The sequence below is a fragment of the Tissierella sp. genome, from assembly GCF_032104385.1.
GTDB lineage: Bacteria > Bacillota > Clostridia > Tissierellales > Tissierellaceae > Tissierella.
Map to the genome: position 1 here is coordinate 18,273 of NZ_DAMCHJ010000018.1, position 23,705 is coordinate 41,977.

At 31.4% G+C, this 23,705-nt stretch carries 31 protein-coding genes, 1 pseudogene and 1 other annotated feature; of the genes and pseudogenes, 31 read left to right on the plus strand and 1 reads right to left on the minus strand.

The window, feature by feature from the left end:
• Position 1 precedes the first annotated feature (1 nt).
• The 22 genes and pseudogenes from RT714_RS14090 to RT714_RS14195 all read left to right on the plus strand — a co-directional run bounded on the left by RT714_RS14090 (position 2) and on the right by RT714_RS14195 (position 15,384).
• The gene (locus tag RT714_RS14090) at positions 2 to 1,534 is read left to right on the plus strand and encodes a hypothetical protein (protein ID WP_313758461.1); all 1,533 of its coding nucleotides are present in this window, start codon (positions 2 to 4) and stop codon (positions 1,532 to 1,534) included.
• Positions 1,524 to 3,074 carry a phage minor capsid protein gene (locus RT714_RS14095; protein ID WP_313758462.1) on the plus strand — a complete coding sequence of 517 codons (1,551 nt, stop codon included), beginning with the start codon at positions 1,524 to 1,526 and terminating at the stop codon, positions 3,072 to 3,074. The genes RT714_RS14090 and RT714_RS14095 overlap by 11 nt, the downstream gene beginning before the upstream one ends.
• A complete protein-coding gene (locus tag RT714_RS14100) occupies positions 3,061 to 3,279 on the plus strand; it encodes a hypothetical protein (protein WP_313758463.1) in 219 nt (72 codons plus the stop codon). The genes RT714_RS14095 and RT714_RS14100 overlap by 14 nt, the downstream gene beginning before the upstream one ends.
• Before the next feature lie 147 nt (positions 3,280 to 3,426).
• Complete coding sequence (locus RT714_RS14105; RefSeq protein WP_313758464.1) at positions 3,427 to 3,618, plus strand: BC1881 family protein; 192 nt, start codon at positions 3,427 to 3,429, stop codon at positions 3,616 to 3,618.
• Positions 3,619 to 3,891: a Gp49 family protein gene (locus tag RT714_RS14110; protein WP_313758465.1), complete on the plus strand. Its 273-nt coding sequence runs from the start codon at positions 3,619 to 3,621 to the stop codon at positions 3,889 to 3,891. It begins immediately after the preceding gene.
• Positions 3,892 to 3,988: 97 nt separating this feature from the next.
• Entirely contained in the window at positions 3,989 to 4,579 is a 591-nt protein-coding gene (locus tag RT714_RS14115) for a phage scaffolding protein (protein ID WP_313758466.1), read from the plus strand.
• Positions 4,580 to 4,600: 21 nt separating this feature from the next.
• Positions 4,601 to 5,482, plus strand: coding sequence for a hypothetical protein (locus RT714_RS14120; RefSeq protein WP_313758468.1), 882 nt, complete (start codon positions 4,601 to 4,603; stop codon positions 5,480 to 5,482).
• A 12-nt stretch (positions 5,483 to 5,494) separates the two neighbouring features.
• Positions 5,495 to 5,740 (plus strand): hypothetical protein, encoded by a 246-nt coding sequence (locus RT714_RS14125; RefSeq protein WP_313758469.1) that lies wholly within the window; start codon positions 5,495 to 5,497, stop codon positions 5,738 to 5,740.
• Between the two features lie 31 nt (positions 5,741 to 5,771).
• A complete protein-coding gene (locus RT714_RS14130; RefSeq protein ID WP_313758471.1) occupies positions 5,772 to 6,137 on the plus strand; it encodes a hypothetical protein in 366 nt (121 codons plus the stop codon).
• A 2-nt stretch (positions 6,138 to 6,139) separates the two neighbouring features.
• Entirely contained in the window at positions 6,140 to 6,475 is a 336-nt protein-coding gene (locus RT714_RS14135) for a hypothetical protein (protein ID WP_313758472.1), read from the plus strand.
• Positions 6,475 to 6,849: a hypothetical protein gene (locus RT714_RS14140; RefSeq protein WP_313758473.1), complete on the plus strand. Its 375-nt coding sequence runs from the start codon at positions 6,475 to 6,477 to the stop codon at positions 6,847 to 6,849. The genes RT714_RS14135 and RT714_RS14140 overlap by 1 nt, the downstream gene beginning before the upstream one ends.
• The gene (locus RT714_RS14145) at positions 6,846 to 7,235 is read left to right on the plus strand and encodes a minor capsid protein (RefSeq protein ID WP_313758475.1); all 390 of its coding nucleotides are present in this window, start codon (positions 6,846 to 6,848) and stop codon (positions 7,233 to 7,235) included. Before RT714_RS14140 ends, RT714_RS14145 begins: the two co-directional genes overlap by 4 nt.
• Before the next feature lie 9 nt (positions 7,236 to 7,244).
• Positions 7,245 to 7,703, plus strand: coding sequence for a phage tail tube protein (locus RT714_RS14150; protein WP_313758477.1), 459 nt, complete (start codon positions 7,245 to 7,247; stop codon positions 7,701 to 7,703).
• On the plus strand, positions 7,703 to 8,029 hold the full coding sequence (locus tag RT714_RS14155) for a hypothetical protein (protein ID WP_313758479.1): 327 nt from the start codon (positions 7,703 to 7,705) through the stop codon (positions 8,027 to 8,029). Before RT714_RS14150 ends, RT714_RS14155 begins: the two co-directional genes overlap by 1 nt.
• Positions 8,030 to 8,042: 13 nt before the next feature.
• Positions 8,043 to 8,366 (plus strand): annotated as a pseudogene (locus RT714_RS14160) (Gp15 family bacteriophage protein); the annotation flags it as partial.
• Between the two features lie 71 nt (positions 8,367 to 8,437).
• Entirely contained in the window at positions 8,438 to 8,956 is a 519-nt protein-coding gene (locus RT714_RS14165; RefSeq protein ID WP_313758480.1) for an OB-fold protein, read from the plus strand.
• Between the two features lie 79 nt (positions 8,957 to 9,035).
• Positions 9,036 to 11,762: a hypothetical protein gene (locus RT714_RS14170; protein ID WP_313758481.1), complete on the plus strand. Its 2,727-nt coding sequence runs from the start codon at positions 9,036 to 9,038 to the stop codon at positions 11,760 to 11,762.
• Positions 11,763 to 11,777: 15 nt separating this feature from the next.
• Positions 11,778 to 12,128 (plus strand): DUF6711 family protein, encoded by a 351-nt coding sequence (locus RT714_RS14175; protein ID WP_072977790.1) that lies wholly within the window; start codon positions 11,778 to 11,780, stop codon positions 12,126 to 12,128.
• A gap of 12 nt (positions 12,129 to 12,140) precedes the next feature.
• Entirely contained in the window at positions 12,141 to 14,246 is a 2,106-nt protein-coding gene (locus tag RT714_RS14180; protein ID WP_313758482.1) for a hypothetical protein, read from the plus strand.
• Positions 14,246 to 14,800 (plus strand): hypothetical protein, encoded by a 555-nt coding sequence (locus RT714_RS14185; RefSeq protein WP_313758483.1) that lies wholly within the window; start codon positions 14,246 to 14,248, stop codon positions 14,798 to 14,800. The genes RT714_RS14180 and RT714_RS14185 overlap by 1 nt, the downstream gene beginning before the upstream one ends.
• Positions 14,801 to 14,812: 12 nt before the next feature.
• A complete protein-coding gene (locus tag RT714_RS14190) occupies positions 14,813 to 15,208 on the plus strand; it encodes a hypothetical protein (RefSeq protein ID WP_313758484.1) in 396 nt (131 codons plus the stop codon).
• Positions 15,205 to 15,384 carry a CD1375 family protein gene (locus RT714_RS14195; RefSeq protein WP_313758485.1) on the plus strand — a complete coding sequence of 60 codons (180 nt, stop codon included), beginning with the start codon at positions 15,205 to 15,207 and terminating at the stop codon, positions 15,382 to 15,384. Before RT714_RS14190 ends, RT714_RS14195 begins: the two co-directional genes overlap by 4 nt.
• A 116-nt stretch (positions 15,385 to 15,500) precedes the next feature.
• On the opposite strand, the gene RT714_RS14200 is transcribed toward RT714_RS14195, so the two are convergent.
• A complete protein-coding gene (locus RT714_RS14200; protein ID WP_216541778.1) occupies positions 15,501 to 15,878 on the minus strand; it encodes a hypothetical protein in 378 nt (125 codons plus the stop codon).
• A 68-nt stretch (positions 15,879 to 15,946) separates the two neighbouring features.
• Between RT714_RS14200 and RT714_RS14205 the strand changes: the two genes are divergently transcribed.
• From RT714_RS14205 to hisS, 9 genes are all read left to right on the plus strand, one after another.
• Entirely contained in the window at positions 15,947 to 16,885 is a 939-nt protein-coding gene (locus RT714_RS14205) for a S8 family serine peptidase (protein ID WP_313758486.1), read from the plus strand.
• Between the two features lie 46 nt (positions 16,886 to 16,931).
• Positions 16,932 to 17,348 (plus strand): phage holin family protein, encoded by a 417-nt coding sequence (locus tag RT714_RS14210; RefSeq protein WP_313758487.1) that lies wholly within the window; start codon positions 16,932 to 16,934, stop codon positions 17,346 to 17,348.
• Positions 17,345 to 18,064: an N-acetylmuramoyl-L-alanine amidase gene (locus RT714_RS14215; RefSeq protein ID WP_313758488.1), complete on the plus strand. Its 720-nt coding sequence runs from the start codon at positions 17,345 to 17,347 to the stop codon at positions 18,062 to 18,064. Before RT714_RS14210 ends, RT714_RS14215 begins: the two co-directional genes overlap by 4 nt.
• Positions 18,065 to 18,283: 219 nt before the next feature.
• The gene (locus RT714_RS14220) at positions 18,284 to 19,165 is read left to right on the plus strand and encodes a hypothetical protein (RefSeq protein ID WP_313758490.1); all 882 of its coding nucleotides are present in this window, start codon (positions 18,284 to 18,286) and stop codon (positions 19,163 to 19,165) included.
• A gap of 424 nt (positions 19,166 to 19,589) precedes the next feature.
• The gene (locus RT714_RS14225) at positions 19,590 to 19,733 is read left to right on the plus strand and encodes a hypothetical protein (protein WP_313758492.1); all 144 of its coding nucleotides are present in this window, start codon (positions 19,590 to 19,592) and stop codon (positions 19,731 to 19,733) included.
• A 62-nt stretch (positions 19,734 to 19,795) separates the two neighbouring features.
• Entirely contained in the window at positions 19,796 to 20,011 is a 216-nt protein-coding gene (locus RT714_RS14230; RefSeq protein ID WP_313758493.1) for a LexA repressor, read from the plus strand.
• A 261-nt stretch (positions 20,012 to 20,272) separates the two neighbouring features.
• Positions 20,273 to 21,013, plus strand: coding sequence for a DUF6873 family GME fold protein (locus RT714_RS14235; RefSeq protein WP_313758495.1), 741 nt, complete (start codon positions 20,273 to 20,275; stop codon positions 21,011 to 21,013).
• Positions 21,014 to 21,079: 66 nt separating this feature from the next.
• The gene (locus RT714_RS14240; protein WP_313758496.1) at positions 21,080 to 21,931 is read left to right on the plus strand and encodes a putative sporulation protein YtxC; all 852 of its coding nucleotides are present in this window, start codon (positions 21,080 to 21,082) and stop codon (positions 21,929 to 21,931) included.
• 102 nt (positions 21,932 to 22,033) lie between these two features.
• On the plus strand, positions 22,034 to 23,344 hold the full coding sequence (hisS, locus tag RT714_RS14245) for a histidine--tRNA ligase (protein WP_313758497.1): 1,311 nt from the start codon (positions 22,034 to 22,036) through the stop codon (positions 23,342 to 23,344).
• 76 nt (positions 23,345 to 23,420) lie between these two features.
• Positions 23,421 to 23,618 (plus strand) — a binding site (T-box leader).
• Positions 23,619 to 23,705 lie beyond the last annotated feature (87 nt).

Here is a 23,705-nt window from a genome sequence, read left to right on the forward strand (position 1 = left end):
TATGGGACTGAAAGAGGTGATAAAAGGAATGGTAGCAAAACTACTAAATATACAACCTGCAACAGACAATTCAATATCAATTAAAGAACCTTTATCTCATGCAGGAACAGTGCTAAGAAATAGAATATGGTATAGAGGGGATCCTTCTGAACTAGACCAATTTTTTAAACAATCTGCAACAGATGATGTAGGAAAGTCTAGATTTTGGGCAGCAGTACCCTCAGCAGATTCAAGTATTAGAAAATTTCATAGTGGTTTACCAGGTGAAATAGTAGACAAGTTAGCTGATATTGTTATTTCTGATTTAGATAGTATTGAATTATCTGAACAGGATCTATGGGATGAAATAAGTCTAGATAATAAATTCAGTGATGAAATATTAGGTGGAGCTATAAAAGATACTCTAATATGTGGTGATGGAGCTTTTAAATTAAGTGTAGATACTGAAATAACAGATTATCCTATAATAGAGTTCTTTAGTGGTTCAGATGTTGACTATAGATATAAAAGAGGAAGACTTCAAGAAATTATATTCTATGCTTACTATACACATGAGAAAGAGACCTATAGACTAGAGGAAATATACGGTAAAGGATATATAGACTACAAGCTATACGATAAAAATAATAAGGAGGTACCTTTATCTAAAGTACCAGAAATTAGTCATCTGAGTAAAGTTACATTTACAGGTGATTTCATCATGGCCGTACCTATGAAATTCTTTAAATCTCCTAAATTTGAGAATAGGGGAAATTCTATATTTGAAAGAAAATCAGACAATTTTGATGCACTAGATGAAGTTATTTCACAATGGATAGATGCAATAAGAGCTGGAAGAGTAAAGAATTATATACCAGAGGACTTGGTGCCTAAAAATCCAGATACAGGGGCAGTAATGAGGCCTAATCCATTTGATAACCAGTTTATAAAAATTGGGACAAATATGGCTGAAGATGCTAAAAACCAGATAGACCAGATTCAAGCAGATATAAATTATACTGCATTTGTAGAAAGTTATGCTAATACTTTAGATATGTGTCTACAAGGGATTATCTCACCAAGTACATTAGGAATTGACCTTAAAAAAACAGATAATGCAGAAGCACAAAGAGAGAAGGAAAAGACTACACTATACACTAGAGGAAAGATAATTGATGTACTTAATGAGGTTATTCCTTTGCTAATAGATACAGTATTAAAAGTATATGACACTATGGAAGGTAAATCTCCAGGAGAATATCAAGAAAATACAACTGTATCTTTTGGCGAATATGCAAGCCCTGATTTTGATAGTACTGTAGAGGTAGTAGGAAAGGCTAAAACCTTTGGTATTATGAGTTTAGAGCAATGTATTGAAGAACTATACGGAGATACATGGACAGAGGAAGAAAAGACCTTAGAAGTTAAAAGAATTAGAGAAGGTGATTCTGTAATAGATGAACCTGGTACATGGGTGGATAGATTCAATAAAGGTAAGCAAGAGGACTCAGATAATGCGGACCCAGATAATGATGTGATAGAAGATGAAGAATAAGAAAGAACAAAGAGACCAGGCCTATGATATTAGAGAAATATATCAGCAAATGGAATTAGATTTAATTAGGTCCATGAAAAGAAATTTATCAAGACATCAAGAGGAAGAGCAAAAGGTAGGGTTTAAGTTTGAACAATGGCAATCTGCTAAGTTAAGAGATTTAGAGAGATTTAGAAAAGAAAATAAAAAGATTATAAGTAAATATAGTGAACAAATAGAAGAAACAATTCACACAACTATAGTAAATACCTACAAAGAATCACAAGATAATGTTAATGAATTTATAAAAGAGATTAAAAATGAATATGTAGATAATGTATTTGTTAAATTACCAGGAGATTTAGAGCCTATAACACCTCCTGTAGAATCAGAAACTATGCAGAATATGGTTGAGGAAGTTTTAGAAAACGTAAGGGTATGGGAAGAGGCTCCTACACCTACAGATGAAGTCTTTTTTAGAATGAATGATGATAAGTTTAATTCACTCATAGAAACAGTCGAAACTGATTTTAATAAAGCCAATGCCGCAGTATTAAGAAGAATGGATGATGTATATAGGCAAACAATATTTAAGGCTCAGGTACATTATAATACTGGTGCTGTAGGTCTTGACCAAGCTATAGATATGGCTACTAAAATTTTTTTAGAAAAAGGTGTAGATGCAATAACGTATAGTGATGGTAAAAAGGTCAATATAGCATCATATGCTGAAATGGCATTAAGAACAGCTAATCATAGAGCATATCTAATGGCAGAGGGGAAGAAAAGGCAAGAGATGGGATTGCATTTAGTCGTAGTGTCAGCTCATGCCACAGCTTGTGAATTGTGTGTACCTTGGCAGGGGAAAACACTTATAGATGATGTCTATAGTGGTGGAAGTAAAGAAGATGGAGACTATCCTTTCTTAAGTGAGGCCATGGAAAAAGGACTACTCCATCCTAATTGCCGTCATAATCTAAGTACTTACTTCCCAGGCATAACTACACTACCAAAGGTACCAGATGAAGAAAAAGCTTTAGAAAACTATAAATATGAACAACAACAAAAATATATTGAGAGACAAATACGAAAATATAAAAGATTGGCTGAAGGATCTATTGATGAGAATAATAAAAAGAAGTACCAGGATAAAGTTAAAGAGTACCAAAAGGTTATGAGAGAGCATTTGAAAGAGAATCCTCAATTAAGGAGAGCTTATAATAGAGAACAAACTAAAGGTGTTCCTTATGACTTTAGTAAGTATGATGAATTAAGTGGATTAATAACCAAAGATAATATCTCCATAAAAGGAATTAGTCAGCACTTAAAAGAGAGGGTAATAGAAAGAGAAATATCAGCTAAAAGCATAGAAGATGCCTTGAAAAACCCTCTGAACATTGGTAAAATTAAATATGATAAGCAAAATAGGCCTAGCGTAGAATATATAGGCAATAATGCTAGGGTTCAGGTCAATCCAGAAACAGGGAATGTTATAACTGTATGGAGAACTTCAAGCAAATTAAGAAATAAGTATATAGGTGATAAGAATGGAAAAGATTAAGCATTTATTTAATGAAGAACAATTGAAGATGTTTGAAAAACTAGGAAAGTCTATTGAAGATAGAGCATATTCTGATGATGAGATATTAGAATTAGAGGATCTAATAGCTGATAGACTTATGTACTCTGGATTTGATGAGGATTATAATCCTAATGAAGAAGGTAAAATATGTGAAAGCATATTAGATGTCTTTGGAGATATGTGATAAGCACTTACTAAGTAAAAATAGTGGGTGCTTTTATTATGCTTAAAAATGGAGGGATAAATATGGCTACAGCTACACAAGTAACATTAATTATATGTTTAACTTTAATATCATTATCATTGATTAATAAGAACGGGGAGAAATAAAATGTTAAAGGATATTTCAACAAAGGATTTAATGGAAGAACTATCAAAAAGACAAGGAGTAAATGCTTATAATGCCGATTATGGTGCAAAGTATAAGATTATTGTTAGAAATCCAGGTTTTGCAGAGGATACAGGAACCACTACTATTAAAGAAGATAATGGACCAGCTATTATATTAGAGGTAATTGATTAAATGGATAAAAGAGAATTTGTAATAGATGAATACAACCAAGCAGAAAAAGCCATTCATGTAGACTATAACAATCTTATTATTATGAGTGTAAAGCTTAGAAATGGCTATATAGCAGTAGAACATTGCATATGTAAGGATCCTAAAGAATTTGATTTAGAAAAAGGCATAGAAATATGCAAAGAGAAAATTATTAATCATTTATTATCAATATATCATTTTAGAACAATAGAAAACCCAGAGAAGATTAAGAAGTTTTCAATGAAGACCAAGTAAGGTCTTTTTTTATTACTCTTTTTAGTATTTATGAGTATAAACTGAAAGAACCTAAGACTGGCACTGACCAGTATAAAAAAGTATGGAGGGATAAATGATGGATTGGATTTTGAAGTTAATTGAAAAACACACAAAAGATGGAGTGTTGGACCAAGAGGCACTAATGAAAGATATTAACAAAGAGTTTCCTAATCATGCAGTACCTAAGGAGCAATACAACTCAGTAGCTGAAGCCAAGACAAAACTAGAAGGTGACATCAAAGATAGGGATAGGCAACTTGAAGACTTAAAGAAAGTAGATGCTGCAGGTCTACAGGCTGAAATTGAAAGACTACAAGGTGAGAATAAAATAGCTAAGGAAACATATGAGAAGGAATTAAAAGATCTTCAATTGTATAATGCTATTAAGTTGGCCATAAATGGTAGGGTCTATGATGAGGATATAGTATCTCAATTAATAGACAAAGAAAAAGTCATAATTGGTGATGATGGAAAGATTGTAGGATTAGATGAACAAATTAATTCATTAAAAGAAAGTAAAACTTTCTTATTTAAAGAAGAAACCCCAGATCCAAATAACCCTAATTCTACACCAGGATTCCAAAAGATAGGTAATGAACCGCCTAACAATCCTCAAGCAATGGATGATGCAATAGCCGCTGCTTTTGGAAATATAGAAACAAAATAATTAAAGAAAGAGGGATGATTAATGAGTATTAATTATGCAGAACGATTTGAAAGACAGATAGAGCAACAATTTGCAAGAGAGTTAACATCTGCAAATATAGCGACAAATAACAGATATAGATTTATTGATGCACAAACAATCAGAATACCTACTGTTGAATTAACAGGATATAAGGACCATGCTAGAGATGGTTCGAAGAATAGGGGGAAGGTAGGAAATACCTATCAAGCACTTACCTTAACCCATGATAGAGATATTGAGTTTTATGTAGATGAAATGGATGTAGATGAGACTAATCAGGTTTTATCTGCAGCTAATATAACATCAGTATTTAACGAAGATCAAGCTATACCAGAGACTGATGCTTATAGATATTCTAAGCTTTATTCAGAGTTTGTGGCGCATGGTGGGACTATAAACACCACAGTATTAACAGAAGGTAATATTCTATCCATATTCGATAAGATGATGGAAGATATGGATGAGGCAGGAGTACCTCAGTCTGGAAGAATCTTAAAAGTAACTCCTACTGTTTACACTATGCTTAAGAATGCAGAGGGAATCCAAAGGACCTTAGATGTTACAGGTGGTTCTAAGGGAATTAATAGAAATGTTAGATCCTTAGATGAAGTTACTATAGATACTGTACCATCTGATAGAATGAAAACAGCTTATGATTTTAGTGAAGGATGGACTCCTGCCGAAGGTGCTAAACAAATAAATATGATTCTATGCCATACATCTGGAATATTAGCTCCTATAAAAGTAAGGGATATATATTTGTGGAATAAAGGACAAACTCCTGAGTCTGCATTTGGATATTTATATCAGAATAGATCCTTCCAAGACCTATTTGTTATAAAGGCTAAGAAGGATGCAGTTGCTATTAATGCACAAGAATAGGAGGGATAGTTAATGTATGCAATAAAAGCTAATAGACAATATAAGATATCAGAAGATGAAAAACAAAAGTTTATAGACCAAGGATATAAGATTGCCAAGTTGGAAAAGGGTAAACTTGTATTTGAGGAAGTAGAAACAGAAGAATCAAAGGAAATTGCTGAATTAAAAGCAAAAGTTAAGGAATTAGAAAAAGAATTAGAAGAAGTAAAAAAGGTTGAAGAAACTGATAAGAAAGCTAAAAAAGGAGAGGGCAAATAGCTCTCTCTTTTGAATTTGAGAGGTGAGTTATTTGGCTTATGTAGATTATAACTATTACAAAGATACCTATAAAGGTACTCTAGATGAAGATACAGCTACTAAACTTCTAGAAGAATCATCAGATCAAGTAGATAGATTAACATATGGAAGAATAAGACGCAAAGGATTTGCTAACCTTACAGAGTACCAACAAGAAATGATTAAAAAAGCAGTATGCTATCAAGCTGATTTTATTAGTAACTATGGAGAGTACCTTAATATGCCTATTGATGGATATAGTGCTGGGGGTATAAGTCTATCCTTTAGTAGGGACAATCAAGGTGCTGGCGGTGTTATAGCAGATAAGAAAACTTTAGATTATCTAAGCCAAACAGGGCTTACAGTTAGGAGGTTATAGCTATGAAACTTCCATTTCCTGATTGGTTGTTGGTTACACCTATTAAGGTTTATGTTGAACTACCTGGTGAAGATGGAGTTACTGATGAACTGATCTTTGATGGTAAATGTAACTTTAATGAAGAGAGTAAAACTGTAATGAATGCAGAAAGGCAATTAGTAACATTGTCAGGTTCTTGTATATTCAAAGGAGATATATATCCTAACAAGCCAATTAAAGGCTATATAACTCTAGTTGATGATGAAGGAAATAAGATTGAGAGCAGACAGATATATCACTATAGAAAGATTCGTAACCCAGATGGCTCAATATATTCTACAGAATTGGACTTGATGTAATGAAGGTTAGAGCAAAACTTAAACTTAATCCTCAAGCTATAAAAAAGATTGAAAATGCTACAATAAAGTCTTTATCTCTTACTATGGAAGCTATGAAAACAGAGGTAGATAATATGCAGGTAGTTCCTAAAGAGACTGGTAATCTTGAAGAATCAGCTGTAGTAGGAGTAGAGGAAGGCAAGGGATATCTAAGTTATCCCGGACCTTATGCTAGAAGATTGTATTATAACCCTGATTATGATTTTCGACAAGATAAAAACCCTAATGCTCAAGGCAGATGGCTAGATTCATTCATCCATGGAGATAAAAAAGACTGGCTAACTAAAACTTATGGGATACTTTTAAAACAAAATTCAGGCGGGGTGATTAAATGACAATAAGTGATTTCAAAGATTGGCTAAAAACTAAAATTGATTGCCCTAATTGGTTTACTGGTGGGCTAAGATCTATAGACCAAAAATCTATAGTAATTTATAATGGCAAGGCTTTTATTAACCCTATGGCTATAGGTGGTATTCAAAATAGTAGCTATGTAGGAAAGGGCATTAGAATATTAATACATTGGAATAAAAACATCAAAGAAAGCGAATTAAAAGCAATAGAAGTATATAACTCTATAAATGGATTAACTAACATAAAAATAGCAAATAAAAGGGTTATACAATTTAGAATGAGAGACACTGAACCTATCTATTTAGGTGTAGATGATTCAGGGATATTTGAATATGTAATTGATTTAGAAATTATACATGAAAGGTAGGTAATGAATATGACTAAAACTAATTTAGGAGTATATCCAGTATTTGATTTGGATTTTAAAATTGGAATAAAAGGAAGAACAAGTACTGAAGAAGATATGAAGGTTATTAAAGATATGGAAACATTCTCGCCTTCAATAGATGGCAATGTGGAAGAATGGACTCCAATGGATACTGAAGGATGGATAAGAAGGTTAATGACAGGGAAAGGATTTGCTATTGCTTTGAATGGTAAAAGACATGTAGGAGATCCTGGTAATGATTATGTAGCAGGATTAGCTTGGAAGAGTGGATTAGCTTGTTCAAGCGTGGCGGAAATAGGATTCCCAGATGGAGATAAACTGAAATTTGATTGTATAGTTAATGTAACTACACCATTTGGTGGAGATAGTACAAATGTATCAGGACTAGAACTTGAACTTCAGAGTGATGGTAAACCTGAATATATACCTGCAGGAGGTGGAGAATAATGAGTAAAATTATAGATATATCTGCTAAACTCACTAATGAAAGACCTAAGTTAAAGCTGGCAGAGGATAAAATATACGATATTGATGATAGAAAAAATACAATAATACTATTAAATCAAAAGATGGAAAAGTTAGATATGAATGATATAAATGCTATTGATGAAATGATATCTGTGGTTCTAGGTGAAGAGGCAGCAAAAGAAATTAATGATATGAATTTATCTATTATGGCTTATCAATCTATTATGATTGCAATTATGGCAGCTGTAACAGGAGAGAAATACGAAGTGATGGAAGCTCGATTTCGGAGAGAAGAGGGTATATAAAGAGGACTGGTATGATATGTACGAAGATTGGGGGTTAATTGAAGCCTCCTTTACCGCTCAATATGGGATTAGGTTAAGAAATGAAAATGATATGTCTTGGAGTGAGTTTAGTACTTTATTATCTGGAATTATGCCCGAAACCCCTCTTGGAAAAGTAGTATCAATTAGATCTGAAAATGATAAAGATGTCCTTAGGAACTTCACTAAAGAACAGCATAAACTTAGAAATGAATGGAGAAACAGGAATATAAAGAAAATAGTTACGATGGATAAAAAAGAAGTTGAAAGACAGATACAAATATTTCAGGATATGTGCAAAAAAGCATTTGGTAAATAAAGGGTTGAAACCTTTGGTTATTTTTGGTATCCTTTAAGCGTGAGATAATATTAACAAGGGGGATGGTTCAAATGGAAAATAAGAAAAAGAAACCTTTATTTAAAAGATGGTGGTTTTGGGTTATAGTCGTAATCATAGCAGTAGGAGCATTAGGGTCTAATGGGGATAAGGACAAAGCACCTACTAAGGAAACATCAAAGGTAGAGGAATCAAACCAAACTGAAGATAATAAAGGAGAAGTGAAGAAAACAGAATTAGAAAAAGTATTAGAAGAGGCAATTGAGGTTGACTATAAAAAACTACATTCAGATTATATGGATAATGCTATAAAAGCAGATGGAGAATATAAAAATAAGATGCTTATACTAACTGGAGAGATAAATGATATTGATAGGGAAATTGCAGGGAATCCTTATGTAATATTTGATGTAGATGGGTTTTTGAATAATGTTAGAATAACTTTTAAAAAGAGTGAAGAAGAGAAAGTAGCTGAATTTGAAAAGGGGCAAACAATAAAAATTGTTGGAAAATGTGAAGGAACTTTGTTAAGTACAACAGTAGCATTAAGTGATTGTTTACTTGTTGAATAATATGTAGAGATTAATAAATGCCATTAAGCACTTAGAGAAATCTAGGTGCTTTTCTTATGCTTAAAAAGGTGGTGAAGGTATGGCAGATAGCACAAGCGTAGGTTCTATACAATTAGATGTAGAGATTAATCAAAATTCCTTAAATATGGAAATAAATAAAATAAGTAAAGTCTTTAATAATAGCTTTAAAAATATGTTTAATGAAATGACAAGTAAAACGAATAAATTTGTTAAAGATTCCATAGGAGGAATTGGTGATAGTTTTAAAAATGTTGCTCAATCTGGAACAAGCTCTAGTGAAAGAGTATCTAAAAGTATAGAGAAGATGAATGCTCAATATAAGAAAACTCAGGAAGAGATAAGGAAGATACAAGAAGAATTAAACAACTTAGATACACAAAGGGACGCTATAATTAATAAATATAAGGATCTCCCAGCGTTTTCAGGTATGAGTAAAGATGAAAGTTTAGAACAAATATTGAAATCTGATACAAAGTTTCAGAAAATCACATCTGAAATAGATAAACTTACAGCTAAAATAGGCCCTTTAACAGATAAAAATAAAAAATTAGCAGATGAGATAAAAAATGCAGGAGATGAGGCACAAAAAACAGGTGGAAAAGTACAGGACTTAGGAAAGAAAACTAATAAAGTAAGTAAAGATATTGAAAAAACTTCTTTAAAAACTAAATTATTTGGTAATGAGATGAAGGAAAGTGGAGTTAAGGCTATTGGGTTTGCTACTATAATAAACAGATCCTTCAAGTCTATCTTAAGAAGACTGTTTATCTACAACCTAATTCTTAAAAGTATCAGAGGAATAATGAGTTATACAGGTGCGGCTTTAAAAACTAATAAGCAGTTTGTAAATTCATTAAATATAATAAAAACTAATTTAATGGTAGCGTTTCAACCTATATATGGCTTTGTTCTTCCTGCTCTTAATGCTCTTATGAAAGGAATTGCAACAGCAACAACTTATATAGCAGCTGCCATATCGGCATTATTTGGTAAGACCTATGAGCAATCTTTTAATGCTGCTAAAAACTTAGATAGCACTAAAAAGGCTATGGCTGGATATGGTAAAGCAGCTAAAAAAGCAGGTAAAGATGCTAAAGGGGCATTAATGGGATTTGATGAAATAAACCAATTAGATTTAAAAGATGATGCCGATGATGCAGGAACCCCTGAATTTGAAATGGAAGTACCTGAACTAGCTACTATAGCAACTCTTGGCGTTAAAGAGAAATTTGAAGAATTATCAAAGTTCGTAAGTGATTTTTACAATAACTGGGGGGTTAAAGATATTTTTGATGGGATTAAAGCAGGTGCTAAGTTAGTTAATTTTGACAGCATAAAAGAAAACTTTAAAATAGCATTTGAAGGTTGGAGCGAAATCGCACAATTTGCTTTTGAGAACCTACAACCTATTTTTCAATCTGGAGGAGAATTACTAGGTACAATATTCAAATACGGTATTGCTATGGCAGGAAATTTATTTGAGCCTATTGCCGAAGGTTTTGCCAATTTCACAGTAAATATGCAAGAACCCATTCAAAATTGGATATCTGAGACAAGCGAGACGATTTCAAGTGGATTAAACAATCTCACAGAGTATTTTGAAATGGTTGGTTCCATGTGGCTATCAAGTATTAATAAATATAAACCTATCATATCTAAAGCCGTAGAAGATACTTTTACTAATGTAGCCAATACTCTAATGCTGATTGGGACGGTTTTTGCAGATACTTTTGAAATAATAACAGGAAGAGTAAAGGATTTTGTTGTCGAAAATCAAGATGAAATACAAAGTTTTATGGATAGCATATTTGGTATATTCACAGACATTTGGGGGTTAATAAATGTTGTTTGGAATGACACTCTTGATGCTCTTTCAGGGTTTTGGGACGAATGGGGACAAGACATAGTAGATAGGGTAATGGGGGTAGCTCTAGATATATATGGTTGGTTTTTATACTTATGGAATGAATTAGTTAAACCCATTTGGGACATGATGTTGGATTGGATGAAAAAAATATGGAATGATAGCTTGAAAGATATCGTTACTGAACTATTAGGTTTTGTTGGTAGAGTAGGAGATTTAATCCTAACGTTATGGGAGAAAATATTTAAGCCTTTATTAGATAAATTGATTAAATACCTTGTACCTATATTTAAAGACTCATTTAAAGAGGTGCTTGATATAATAGGTTCAACCGTTAATGCTATTGGTGGAGTAATAAAAGGTCTTTTAAAGATATTTAACGGATTGATTGATTTTATATTGGGAGTTTTTACAGGTGATTGGAAAAGAGCGTGGGAAGGTGTAAGTAAGGTATTTGAAGGAATATGGGAAGGAATGGCCAATTTATTTAAAATACCATTTAACTTTATAATAAGAGGGATTAATGAATTTATTAAATCTTTAAATAAAATTAAAATTCCAGATTGGGTGCCTGGAGTTGGTGGACTAGGCTTTAATATAGATCTTATTCCCCAATTAGCTAGGGGTGGTATAGTAGATCAACCTACTTTAGCTATGGTAGGAGAGCGAGGAAAAGAGGCTGTGGTTCCCTTGGAAAATACTGCATTTGTAGATACTTTAGCTAATGCCGTAGCAAACTCTATAGGAAATGTTATGGCAGCAATGATGGAATTTAGTGGAGGAATGAATAGTTCCAGGAGTGAAGGAGATTCCGAAGTTGTATTAGAATTAGATGGAATGATTTTAGCTAGGGCTTTATTGCCTTATATAAATGCTGAATTGAAAAGGATGGGCTTTGATCCTATTTTACAAATGGCATAATGGAGGTGGGAGTATATGGAATCAATTAAAATAGAAGGGGAATTACTCCCATCTTTTACGAGTTATGATGTGGGTATCCAGAATATACATGAAGCTGCTGGAAGAAATGCTGAAGGCACAATGCTATTTGATATAGTAGCGACTAAAAGAAAAATAGACTTGCAGTTTCAAATGCTTACCATAGAAGAACAAAGAAAGGTTTTAAAGTTGCTTAATAAACCTTTTTTTTATGTAGAATATCATGATCCACAAGAAGGTATAAGTAATGGAATGTTTTATGTAGGGGATAGAAGTTCATCAGGATTATATATATCAAATGGTCAAATGCTATGGAAATTATTGAAGTTTAATCTAATAGAAGCATAGGGTGGTGAGAAGATGTATCCAGTGACAAACGAATTCCAAGAAAAGATTAAAAGAAAATTTGATAGGAGGGTATTTGGAAGAGTAATTATAGATTATACCAGCGGAGAAATGGATCAAAGTGTAGAAGTTTCAACCAGTGGTAATGCCAATATATCCTATCCAAACCAAGTAACTGACGGTATATCTTCTATATCTGCTAAATTTGCTTCACTTGATGGAAGTTGGAAACTTGGCGATGGATATAGATTAGCCCCTACTGATGGGAAAAGCCAAATGGGTTGGTGGAGTGATGCACTGTCTAATAGTGATGGGAGTATTTCTGTTTGGATTGCTGTAAATTTTCAACCTAGACCTATTCACAGTTTGAAATTATCTGGTGATGATAAAAGAGGAGAGTATCCTGTAGATTTTGATATCATCTTAAAAAATGAAAAAGGAGAAACACTCTTTATTGACACAATCCGAGATAATAATAAAGTCCATTGGGTCAAGCCGTTAGACGAGGTTTTCACCCAAGTAGCTAGTATTGAGTATAAAATCAAATGTTGGAGCCATCCGCATAGACAGGCTAAAATATCTGAAATCTTTACCAATATTCAGGAAATTTATGAGGATAAAGACTTAATATCAATAGATTTATTAGAGGAAGTAGGCATTACTGGTGGCACTGTTTATGAAGGTTCTATAAGTTCTAATGAAATAAGAGTAAGACTAAATAATATTGATGGTAAATTTCATGAAGGTAATAAACAAAGTCCTTTATACCAATTACTTAAACCAGATAGGAGAATAAGGGCTGAATTAGGAGTTCAATTAGATAGTGGGCAAAAGGAATTTGCACCCCTTGGAGTGTTTTGGAGTAAGCAATGGAAGTCCGATAGTAAGAAGATATATGCCGAGGTAATTGGAAGGGATATGCTGGATAAGTTAATGGAAACAGACTTTAAAATGGAGTCACCTTTAAGGAATATTAGCTTATATGATTTAGCCTTAACGGTACTAAAAGATGTCGATATTACAGAGAAATATTATTGGATAGATAATGAACTTAAAGATTATATTGTTCCTTATGTATATCTAGAGGATAAATCGCATAGAGAAGTTTTGAGAATGATAACTGAAGCTTGCTTGGGCAGGACTTATTGTAATAGGCAAGGAGTAATTAGAGTAGAAGGTTCTATAGAGGCATCAAAGCAGTTTGAAGTTGAAGTATCAGAAAGGATAAATATATCAAAGGAATACCAGATTGTTGATGAAATAGAAGAGGCTTCTGGTAAGACCGCATCTTTAGACGGTAGCTGGAAACTAGGTGAATATGAATTAGTAGGTAAGGATGAGGATTACCAATTAGGTTGGTGGGGTAATCAACTATCTAATTCACAAGGAATGTTCAGCTCACCTTATCCAAAAGCAACTATAAGTTTTTTATCTAAATCTATTAGTCAGTTATTAGTAGTTGGCGATGGTAAAAGAACAGAATACCCTGTGGATTATAATGTATATATTTATAACTCAGATGAAGATTTAATTATTACAAAAGAAATAAGGGGAAACGATCAAGTGGTAAGTCAGATAAAGATACTTGAGAACCCTACAGATGTTATTAAGATAGAGTTAGAAATATTAAAATGGAGTCATTCAAATAGGCAAGCTAAGATAATAGAATTTATTGATATACCTTTTGAATTAGAGATTACCAAAGCTGATTATTTTAAGAAACAAAATCCTGCTAAGGAAAAGAATTTTACTAACTATGTTGAGGTGATTGCTTCACCTAGAGATGAAAATGGAGAAGAATTGGATGAAGTAATAACAGTAGCTAAGGATGAAGAAAGCATAAAAAATGATAAACAATGCACTTTAGTATTCCCTAAAAACTATTTTATACAAACTAAGGAAACTGCCCAGGTAATTGCTAATAGGCTGTTAGAAAAATATAGTAATCCAGCGGTAATTAGAGAATTAAAGTTGGATTGGAGAGGTAATCCATCATTAGAACTAAATGATATAATTTCTATAGAAGAATGTGATGAGATAAACAAATATAAAGTGATTAAAAACGATATAAAATACACTGGCGGGCTTAAAGCTAGCTTGCAAGGAAGGAGGCTAATATAATGGTATGGAAACCACCAAAGACAGATTGGAAGGATAATGATGTACCGACATCAATAGATTTTAATAGGATTGAGGAGAATATAAAAGAAAATAACAATATAGCCATAGGAAGTGGAGTGCCTAAAGGAATAATTACTATGTGGTCAGGTTCAATAGCCAGTGTTCCAAGTGGTTGGACTTTATGTGATGGTACAAATGGAGCCCCAGATTTAAGGAATAGGTTTATAGTTGGGGCAGGTAGTGAGTACAATGTAGGAAACACAGGTGGAGAAAAAGGAGTAAAGTTAACAGAGGCACAAATGCCTAGTCATAGTCATAGTAGTGGTTCACTTTATACTACAAGTGCTGGAAGTCACTCCCATGGTTTTAACCTTACAAAATCAGCAGGATATGAACCTTTCGCGGGTGGGGATAATCCTAGGGACTCAGGTTCTACAAGTTCTGCTGGGTCACATACTCATGGTGTATCAGGTTCGACTAGTTCAGCTGGTTCGGGACAACCTCATGAAAATAGACCTCCATACTATGCTCTAGCATTTATTATGAAACTATAAAGAGGTGATAAAATGTTAATAGTTTATAGGAAATCAGATAAAAAAATATTATTTAATTCTGGGAAATCTTATGTTGAACCTCAAGGCATGAGTGATATAAATGGAAAACTAGCAGTAATAGAACGTATAGGTGGCACCTTTGATGATTATGGTACTTTTAGATTACATGATATAGATGATGCAGAAAAAGTTGATGAAATACTAAGATATCAAAATTACGTAAACTTAGTATTTGAAGATGATATTGCAGTTGATTATGAAATTGATTATGAAAAATATGAAGAAGATAAAATTAAAAGAGAGGAACAAGAATTACTTAATAAACTTAATCCTCCTCAAGAAGAAGTCTTAAAAGCTGAAACAGAAATACAAATAATAACTATATTAAAGGAGTGTGAACTGATATGACAATAATTCAGAAGAGATTAGTAAATGCTTATACAATACTGGTAATGGCAAAAAGGATGACACTAGAAGAAGTACCAGCTACACCTGTAAAGTTAGAGGATGATTCAGATAGTACAATTAGAAATGAAGTAGAAATAGAGAAGGCTAAAAGAGAAATAGAAATATTAACACAATAATACTAATAATGGCAATGGGCTAGAGATAGCCATTGCCATTATTAATCTTATCCATACAATATACAAAATTAAGATATTATTATATAATGATGAGAAACAAATAAAGATACTTGCTGTTACTTAGAAGTTACTTCTAATCGTACTGCATTATCCTGATTGTAAACTATAATTAGAGCTGTGTGATTTTCTTTTTCCAGTTGAAGCATGTTTGGTTTTCCATCAAGAGTAGTTTTCCATCCATCTTTATGGAGAATCGTTTCGTATTCAGTAAGTACATTTTCAAGCTCAGCATTTTTAATAGTATAAGTAACTTTTTGTAATTCTGATAATTGCTTTTCATTTTCTTGCCCTTGCTTTTCATTTTTTTCTTCAAGTTCAGCAACCATGTTCTTATAAGATGGAAGATATGGAAATTCTTTAGTATATGAGATTCTAGGGGCACAGGAAGTAAGAAATAAGAATAAAAAACTTAATAATATTAAGAGCTTTTTCATAAGTAAAGCCTCCTTTTATTATTAGTATTTCCAAAATATAAATATATATTTAATTAGGAAGTGATAAAATGAATAGTCATCTGCTTAAAGGAAATAAAGAAAAATTTGATAAATTAAATATAATAAGCTGGCAGAATAAAGGAATAACTGGCAAAGGTGTAAAAATTGGTATAATAGGATATTCACCTAAAAGTCATCATAATGGAGCGGAACTGATTAAACAGGTAGCTCCTGATTCAGAAATAATAGAATACAATGTTATGGACAATGACTCTTTCCGATATACTTGGGAAAGAGCTTTATCTCAAATGTTAGAAGATGATGTACAAGTTATTTGTAGTAGTCTAAGAACTATAAACTGGAGTGAGACTTTAAAAAAATTAACTAAAAGATTATATGATAAAAATGTGATTATGATTGATAGTAGTGATAATGAAGGTAGAGAGATAGATGCTTATCCCGCTTTAGACAAACACTGGTTTGCTATAGGAGCTTATGATGGTAAAGGTAGAGCTGGATACAGTCAATATGGTGAAAATTTATTAGGATTAGGGTATACAGACTACGCTGTTAAAAATCAATATGGGGATTATATACCATTAAGTCATACAAGTGGAGCAGTACAAGTTGTATCTGGAATAGCCGCTATGTTGAAACAAATTAATCCTAATCTAAGACCATTGGAATTTGAAGAGTTTATTATGAAAAATGCCATAAGATTATCAACTGAAAATTGGAATGAGGAAGAAGGTTGGGGATTATTGAGTCTACCTAATAAGGTTCAGACGACAATAGATATTCCTAGTGATAATAGTAATGAGATAGAAAATGACAATGTGGATTTTAAAGATGTTAAGCCTGATAATTGGTTTTATAAAGCAGTAAATTGGGCTACAAAGCAAGGGATAATGAAAGGTTATAAAGATGGGACATTTAGACCAAACCAACCAATGACGAGGGGAGAATATGCTCAAGCAGAGTACAATAAAAAACATAAACAACATTAGAAGGTATTGAATCCTTCTTTTTTTATGCAAATTTTGGAGGTGCGAAATGGAAAATAATTTTACAATATGGACAAAGAGGATTTTATTATTAATAGGAGGTGCAATAACTACAATATTAGGAGGCTGGGACATGCTTTTGAAAACATTAGTAGGCTTAGTAATTGCAGATTATATATTAGGTGTCACAGCGGCAAAAGTAAATAAAGAAGTAGATTCAAGTGTTGGTTATAAAGGGATATTTAAGAAAGCTATGCTATTTATTCCAATTGGAATTTGTTATAGCTTAGATCAACTATTTGGTACAGAAATACTTAGAAATGTATCTATATGGTTTTATATTGGGAATGAAGGAATATCTATAGTTGAAAACTTAGGAAAAGCAGGAGTACCTATACCTAAGTTTTTAGGGGAGGCATTAGTACAGCTAAAGGAATCAAGTGACAAAGGGGAAATGATAAAATGAAATTAATAGCAATAGATAATGGTCATGGACTTAATACTCCTGGTAAAAGAACACCAGTAATGCCAGATGGAAAAGTAATAAAAGAGTGGGAATTTAATTATCCTGCAGCTAAGAAGTTAGGAGAATTACTTAAATTAAATGGATTTAATATACTATTTGTTAGTGATACAGAGGAAGATACTCCTTTAAGAACTAGAACAGATAGAGCCAATAATGCTAAGGCAGATGCCTATGTATCAATTCATTTTAACGCTTTAAATGCAATATGGGGTACTCATGGAGGAATAGAAACATATCATCACCCAAGTTCAATAAAAGGTAAGGAACTGGCAGAATTAGTTCAGGAAGAACTAATTAAAGAAACAGGACTAAGAAATAGGGGAGTTAAAAAATCTAATTTCCAAGTGCTAAGAGAAACGAAGATGATATCTATATTATCAGAATGTGGATTTATGGACAATATAGAAGAAGCTAAATTAATGCTAGATGAAAATTATCAGATGAAATGTGCTAGAGCTATAGCCAAAGGTATATGTAGGTATTTTGGTGTTGATTATAAGGAAGAAATACAAAAGAAAGATGAACCTTCTCAATGGGGTAAAGATGATTGGGAATGGGGAATTAAAGAAGGCATTACTGATGGTAAAAATCCTCAAGGTATACCTACGAGGGAACAAGTAGTATCTATGATAAGAAGAAGTAAGACCTTAGAGTAAAATCTCTGGGGTTTTTGTTTTACTAATAGCATAGGCGCCCAGCATATACAAAGATGGAGCTGGTATACAAAAAATCCTGAACTAATTCATTTTAAATTTTTTAAATACGAATAGTTGTCATAACTATATAGCTTGTAATAAGAAAAAATTATAGTATAATTTATTTGAGAGCCAAATAATTTATTGGACCTTCACAAACATTTCAGGGGGGAATGCTATTTGAAGTTTTTAAAAACAGCTAAAAAAATTAACTTCAGTTATTTATCTTTAATTTTAATAGTTATTATTTCTGTGTTTTTTTATTCAAATAAAACGAAAACTTCTATACTTGAGAACTTTTCATATTCAGCTACGATTATTTCTTTAATATTTATAGCTTTTCAAGTAAGACTAGCTGTAAAGGATTATAAAATTACTAATGATAGATTGCGTAAGGATAAGGCCATTGAATTGGCTAAATATTATGAAGAAACTATTCTTCCTTTATCTACTAAGCTATCTTGGGTTTTTAAAGAAATTGATCTCAATAGACTTTACTCAAATATTGATGAGCAAAAAATGATAGATTTTGATAATGATGAACTAATCGGATTATGTTCTTCTACAGTAATCCAAGATTACATGGAAATACTGCAGAGTAAAGAATGTAAAGATGTTTACAATAAATTCTGTATTATAATTGAAGACTCAATGGATTTTAATACTAGATTTAATTTAGAAATAGATGGTATTGAAGATTGTGATATAGACGAAAGAGAATTATCATCAGCACTAGAGTCATTTACTGATATGAAGACAGGGGTATCCTTAGGTAAAACTATATCGGGTTTACTTAATAAATTAGAATTTTTTGCAATGAACTTTAATTATAATATTGCTGATGAATCTGTTGTTTATCAATCTTTACATCAATCATACAGGGGAGTAATCAAATTATTGTATATACAAATATCTTCTCTAAACAAAGATCCGAAAGACAAATACTATACTAATGTTATCGAACTGTTTAATACTTGGAATAAAAGATATTTAGAAATTGTGGAAAAAGAAAAAAGTAATAAAGTCAACTCTATACATAGAGGAGAAAAGTTAAAAGTATAAAGACCAGCATAAGCTGGTCTTTCTTTATAAATATGTCTAATTAATCTTCTCGCTTTTGGTCATCTTCCTCTTCTTGATCTTCAAGATATTTCCCATCAAGATTTACATATTTGATTACATCGTTCCACATAATATAACCTCCCCTTGTAGTATTATTATACCATATGTAATATAATATTAAACAACACTAATATAGTTTACCATAAATTTATTTCTTTTGTAAACTATATTATGTTACTTTGCATAAAGTTTTATCCCTATTTACTATATTCTCCATAAATCTAATAATTTCTTCTTTATAATAAATTTTTTATTTAATTTATATCAAAACAACGTATGTAAAGTAGATAGTCCCTAAAAAGAAGAAATTTCAAAACAAAGATAAAACTATATAATCAAAATCTCATATAAATGATGATGAGTTATGTTAGAGAATTTATTATTAATATCTAAGGACTTATTACATCTTTTAAGTATTGTAGAATTTACAGAAGATGAAAGAAACTACATAATTAGTGTACTGAAGAAAGTTATAGATGTATCGTTGATGGAAGTCAGTAAGAGTTAAATCAACAAATTCCCTCTTTACACAGAACATTGGTTCATATATAGTAAAGAGGGAACATTTATATGTTAAATGAAAAGGAGTCAGAAATATTAAATGTACTAGTAGACTATATAAAACAAAATGTATATGCTCCAAGTGTTAGGGAAATAGGTAAAATAGTAGGACTCAAATCAACTTCTACAGTACATAAATACTTAAAGGGTTTAGAATTAAAGGGATTTATTGAAAGAAAAGAAAATTTCCCTAGAGCATTAAGAGTTATTAGATCGGGAGCTTAGATCCTGGTCTGTTTTTCTGTCCTAAAATCTGTCCTAACGTATTTTAAAATAATAAAAAATGATATATAATAGTAAAGTACAAAAATAAGAAATAAGCATTTTGCTATATTTAAGACTAGATATTGATTGATAGAGTGCTATGTTTGGAGGTTGTATAGAACTGCAAAACCTTTACTCCCCAGTTCAAATCTGGGTGGCGCCTCCATAGTACTCTAGAATCTTTGATTCTAGAGTTTTTTATATTTGAGTTGAGGTGATTTTGTGAATCCATTTATTCCGTTAAAGGAAGCTAATCTAGCTATAGTAGATGGTAGGATAGATAAAGAAATAGAAAAAAATTTAAAAAAGATGAACTTAAGAATAATTAAAACCATAAAATGTAATGAAGTACATGAAAGTGTTTCATATCATCCAGATATAGTAATTCATCCAATAAATCATAATACACTAATTATTGCACCTAATGTTTTCGAATATTATGAAGAAAACTTAAGGAATGTGGGTATAAATCTAATCAAAGGAGAAAAATATTTAAATAGTAAATATCCAGACGACATTGCATATAATGTAGGAAGACTAAGAGGAATTGCAATTCACAATTTTAAATATACAGATGAAATTTTAAAATTTTATTTAAAAAAGGAAAATATTGATTTTGTAAATGTAAATCAAGGATATACAAAATGCTCCTTGGCTGTAGTAGGAGAAGATTCAGCTATAACAGCTGATTTTCCTATATATAAAAAATTAAGTTCCCTTGGTTATAAGATTTTATTAATACAACCAGGATATGTATCTTTAGAAGGACAAAAGTATGGATTTATAGGCGGTACAAATGGAAATTTATGTAATGGAAGAACTATTATATCAGGAAGTATAAATGAACATCCTAATAAAGATGAGATTTTAAAATTTTTTGCCCAAAATAATACAAATTTAAAATTTTTATCACAAAAAAATATACTAGATATTGGTACTATAATTACTCTATATTGCCATTAGAGTAAGTCTTTATATTGTATATGTCTACTCTCTAGGTACATACTACTAAAAGAAGGGAGTGATACAATGCAAGTTATAAGAATTGGTGGAGATGTAAATAAAGACGAAGTAATAAATTTAATAAATAGGTATTTTTCTAACTCCAAGGTAAGTATTCAAGAGGAAGAATATGAAGGAAGATATGAATTTTCACTTTCTTTAGGGAACAAGAAAAGTTTGGAAGATATTGCTTTTTATAGGGCGATAGCAAATTTAGTGCAGGATATTATTTTAGAAATATATATTAAATCAGTGATAAAGGAAAGAGTAATAAAAATATGTGGGGACTATTCATTAGAGGATAGAGAAGAGATAGTTAGATCAGCTCATTCTACAATAATAAGTGAAAATTATTATGTAAAAGAAAAAAACATTCTTAATGAAGAAATTCTCAATCATTTAATTGAAAATAATATTATATTAATAGATGGATTTATGAATTTCAGATTAAGAAGGTTTATGTATATATTAGATATTTCCATAGAAAAGGCCATAGGTGAGTTTGAAATAGAAAGAGAGTATCTAGAGTTTTTAAATATGCTTCAATATTTTGTAGACATACAAGAACCTAGGTATGAATTAATTAATGTTATAATTAAAGATAATGATTATTTTTTATTAGATGAAGGCAATAATATAATTGAAAATGGTTTGTTAGAGTATGCGCCAGATGATAAATGGTATGAAGATATAAGTAAAGCTGATCTTTTGGTTAGTTCACTAATAGTTCTTTCTCCTATAAAATTAATATTGCATGTAGAGGAAGGAAAAGAGAAAGAACTAGTTAATATTATTTGTCAAGTCTTTAGAGATAAAGTACAAATTTGTGATGGATGTGAAGTTTGTAAACTAAAGACAAAGTTAAAAAAGGGTAAGTAAAGAGAAGTTGATTAAGTCAGCTTCTTTTTTAGTAAATAAGAGATTGGAAAATATTAATATATTTGTTATTATAATATAAAAGGATACATATGGAGGGTTATTATGAGTAAAGATATAGTTAAACCATCAATTTTACCAGGATTTATGGAATTAACACCAACAGATCAAATTTTATTTAATAAGATGTTAGATATTATTAGGAAGAATTATGAGAAATTTGGATTTCTTCCTGTAGATACTCCTGTTATAGAGAAAACAGAGGTGCTTTTGGCTAAAGGTGGAGGAGAAACTGAAAAACAAATTTATAGATTTGAAAAGGGAAGTACGGATATGTCATTGAGATTCGATTTGACTGTACCTTTAGCAAGATATGTAGCGGGGCATTATTCTGAGCTGAATTTTCCATTTAGAAGATATCAAATTGGAAAAGTATATAGGGGAGAGAGAAATCAAAAAGGTAGATTTAGAGAATTCTATCAATGTGATATAGATATAATAGGGAATGGGACACTGGATATAATAAATGATGCGGAGATACCTTCTGTCATTTATTCTACTTTTAAAGAGCTAGGATTTGAAGAATTTACTATAAAGATAAATAATAGAAAGATATTAAATGGGTTTTTCCAAAACATCAATATAGAAGATTCAGCCTCTGTACTTAGAGCAGTAGATAAAATAGATAAAATAGGAATAGAGGGTGTAGAAAGGGAACTTGAGGATTTTGGAATTAGTAAGGATATAGTGGATAAGATTAAAGAGTTTATTAGTATAAAGGGAAACAATCAAGAAATATTATCAAGGCTTAGAGAATTAGAAATTGATAATGAAGTATTTATGGAAGGATTGGAAGAATTAACCACAGTAATTAAATATGTCGGATTATTTGGTGTACCAGAGGATAATTGTGCAATAGATTTAACTATTGCGAGAGGACTTGACTATTACACTGGAACTGTATATGAAACTTTTTTAGATAATCATTTATCAATAGGTTCTATTTGTTCTGGTGGAAGATATGATGATTTAGCTACTCATTATACAAAACAAAAGTTACCGGGAGTGGGTATTTGTATAGGTCTTACTAGACTTTTCTATCAGTTAATGGAAGCTAGTATTATTAAATCTGCTGATAATTCTCTGACTACGGCATTGGTTATTCCAATGAAAGGTTATATGGATAATGGTGTTGAAGTGACTAATGAGTTGAGAAAGGAAGGGATACATACACAAATATACCTAGAATCAGGAAAGATAGGAAAAATATTTAATTATGCAGATAAATTAAATATTCCTTATGTAATAGTAATAGGTCAAGAAGAGGTTGAAAATAAAGCTTATTCTTTTAGAGATATGAAGACTGGAGAACAAAAAAGTCTTTCACTAGAAGAGATAATTAAATGTTTAAAATAATAAAAACTATGGTATAATATGAGTAATTATCTTGACAGATAGATATGATAGTGTTAAAATATATTTTACTTTAATATTATAGGTGTTGATGGGAAGAGTAATATATTATTTCCATTTAGAGAGAGAAGACTGTGGCTGAAAATCTTCTTATGAGAAAGATATATGAAAACTACCCCTGAACCGAATCCAATTGAAGGATTTCCGCTTATTAGCGTTATTTATATATGAGAAGTAATTAGGGTGGAACCACGAATCTTAACCTTTCGTCCCTACATAGAAATATGTAGGGACGAAAGGTTTTTTTATGACCTAACACAACGAGCGTAGCGAGTTGATGTAGGTCAAACGCAACGAACGCCAA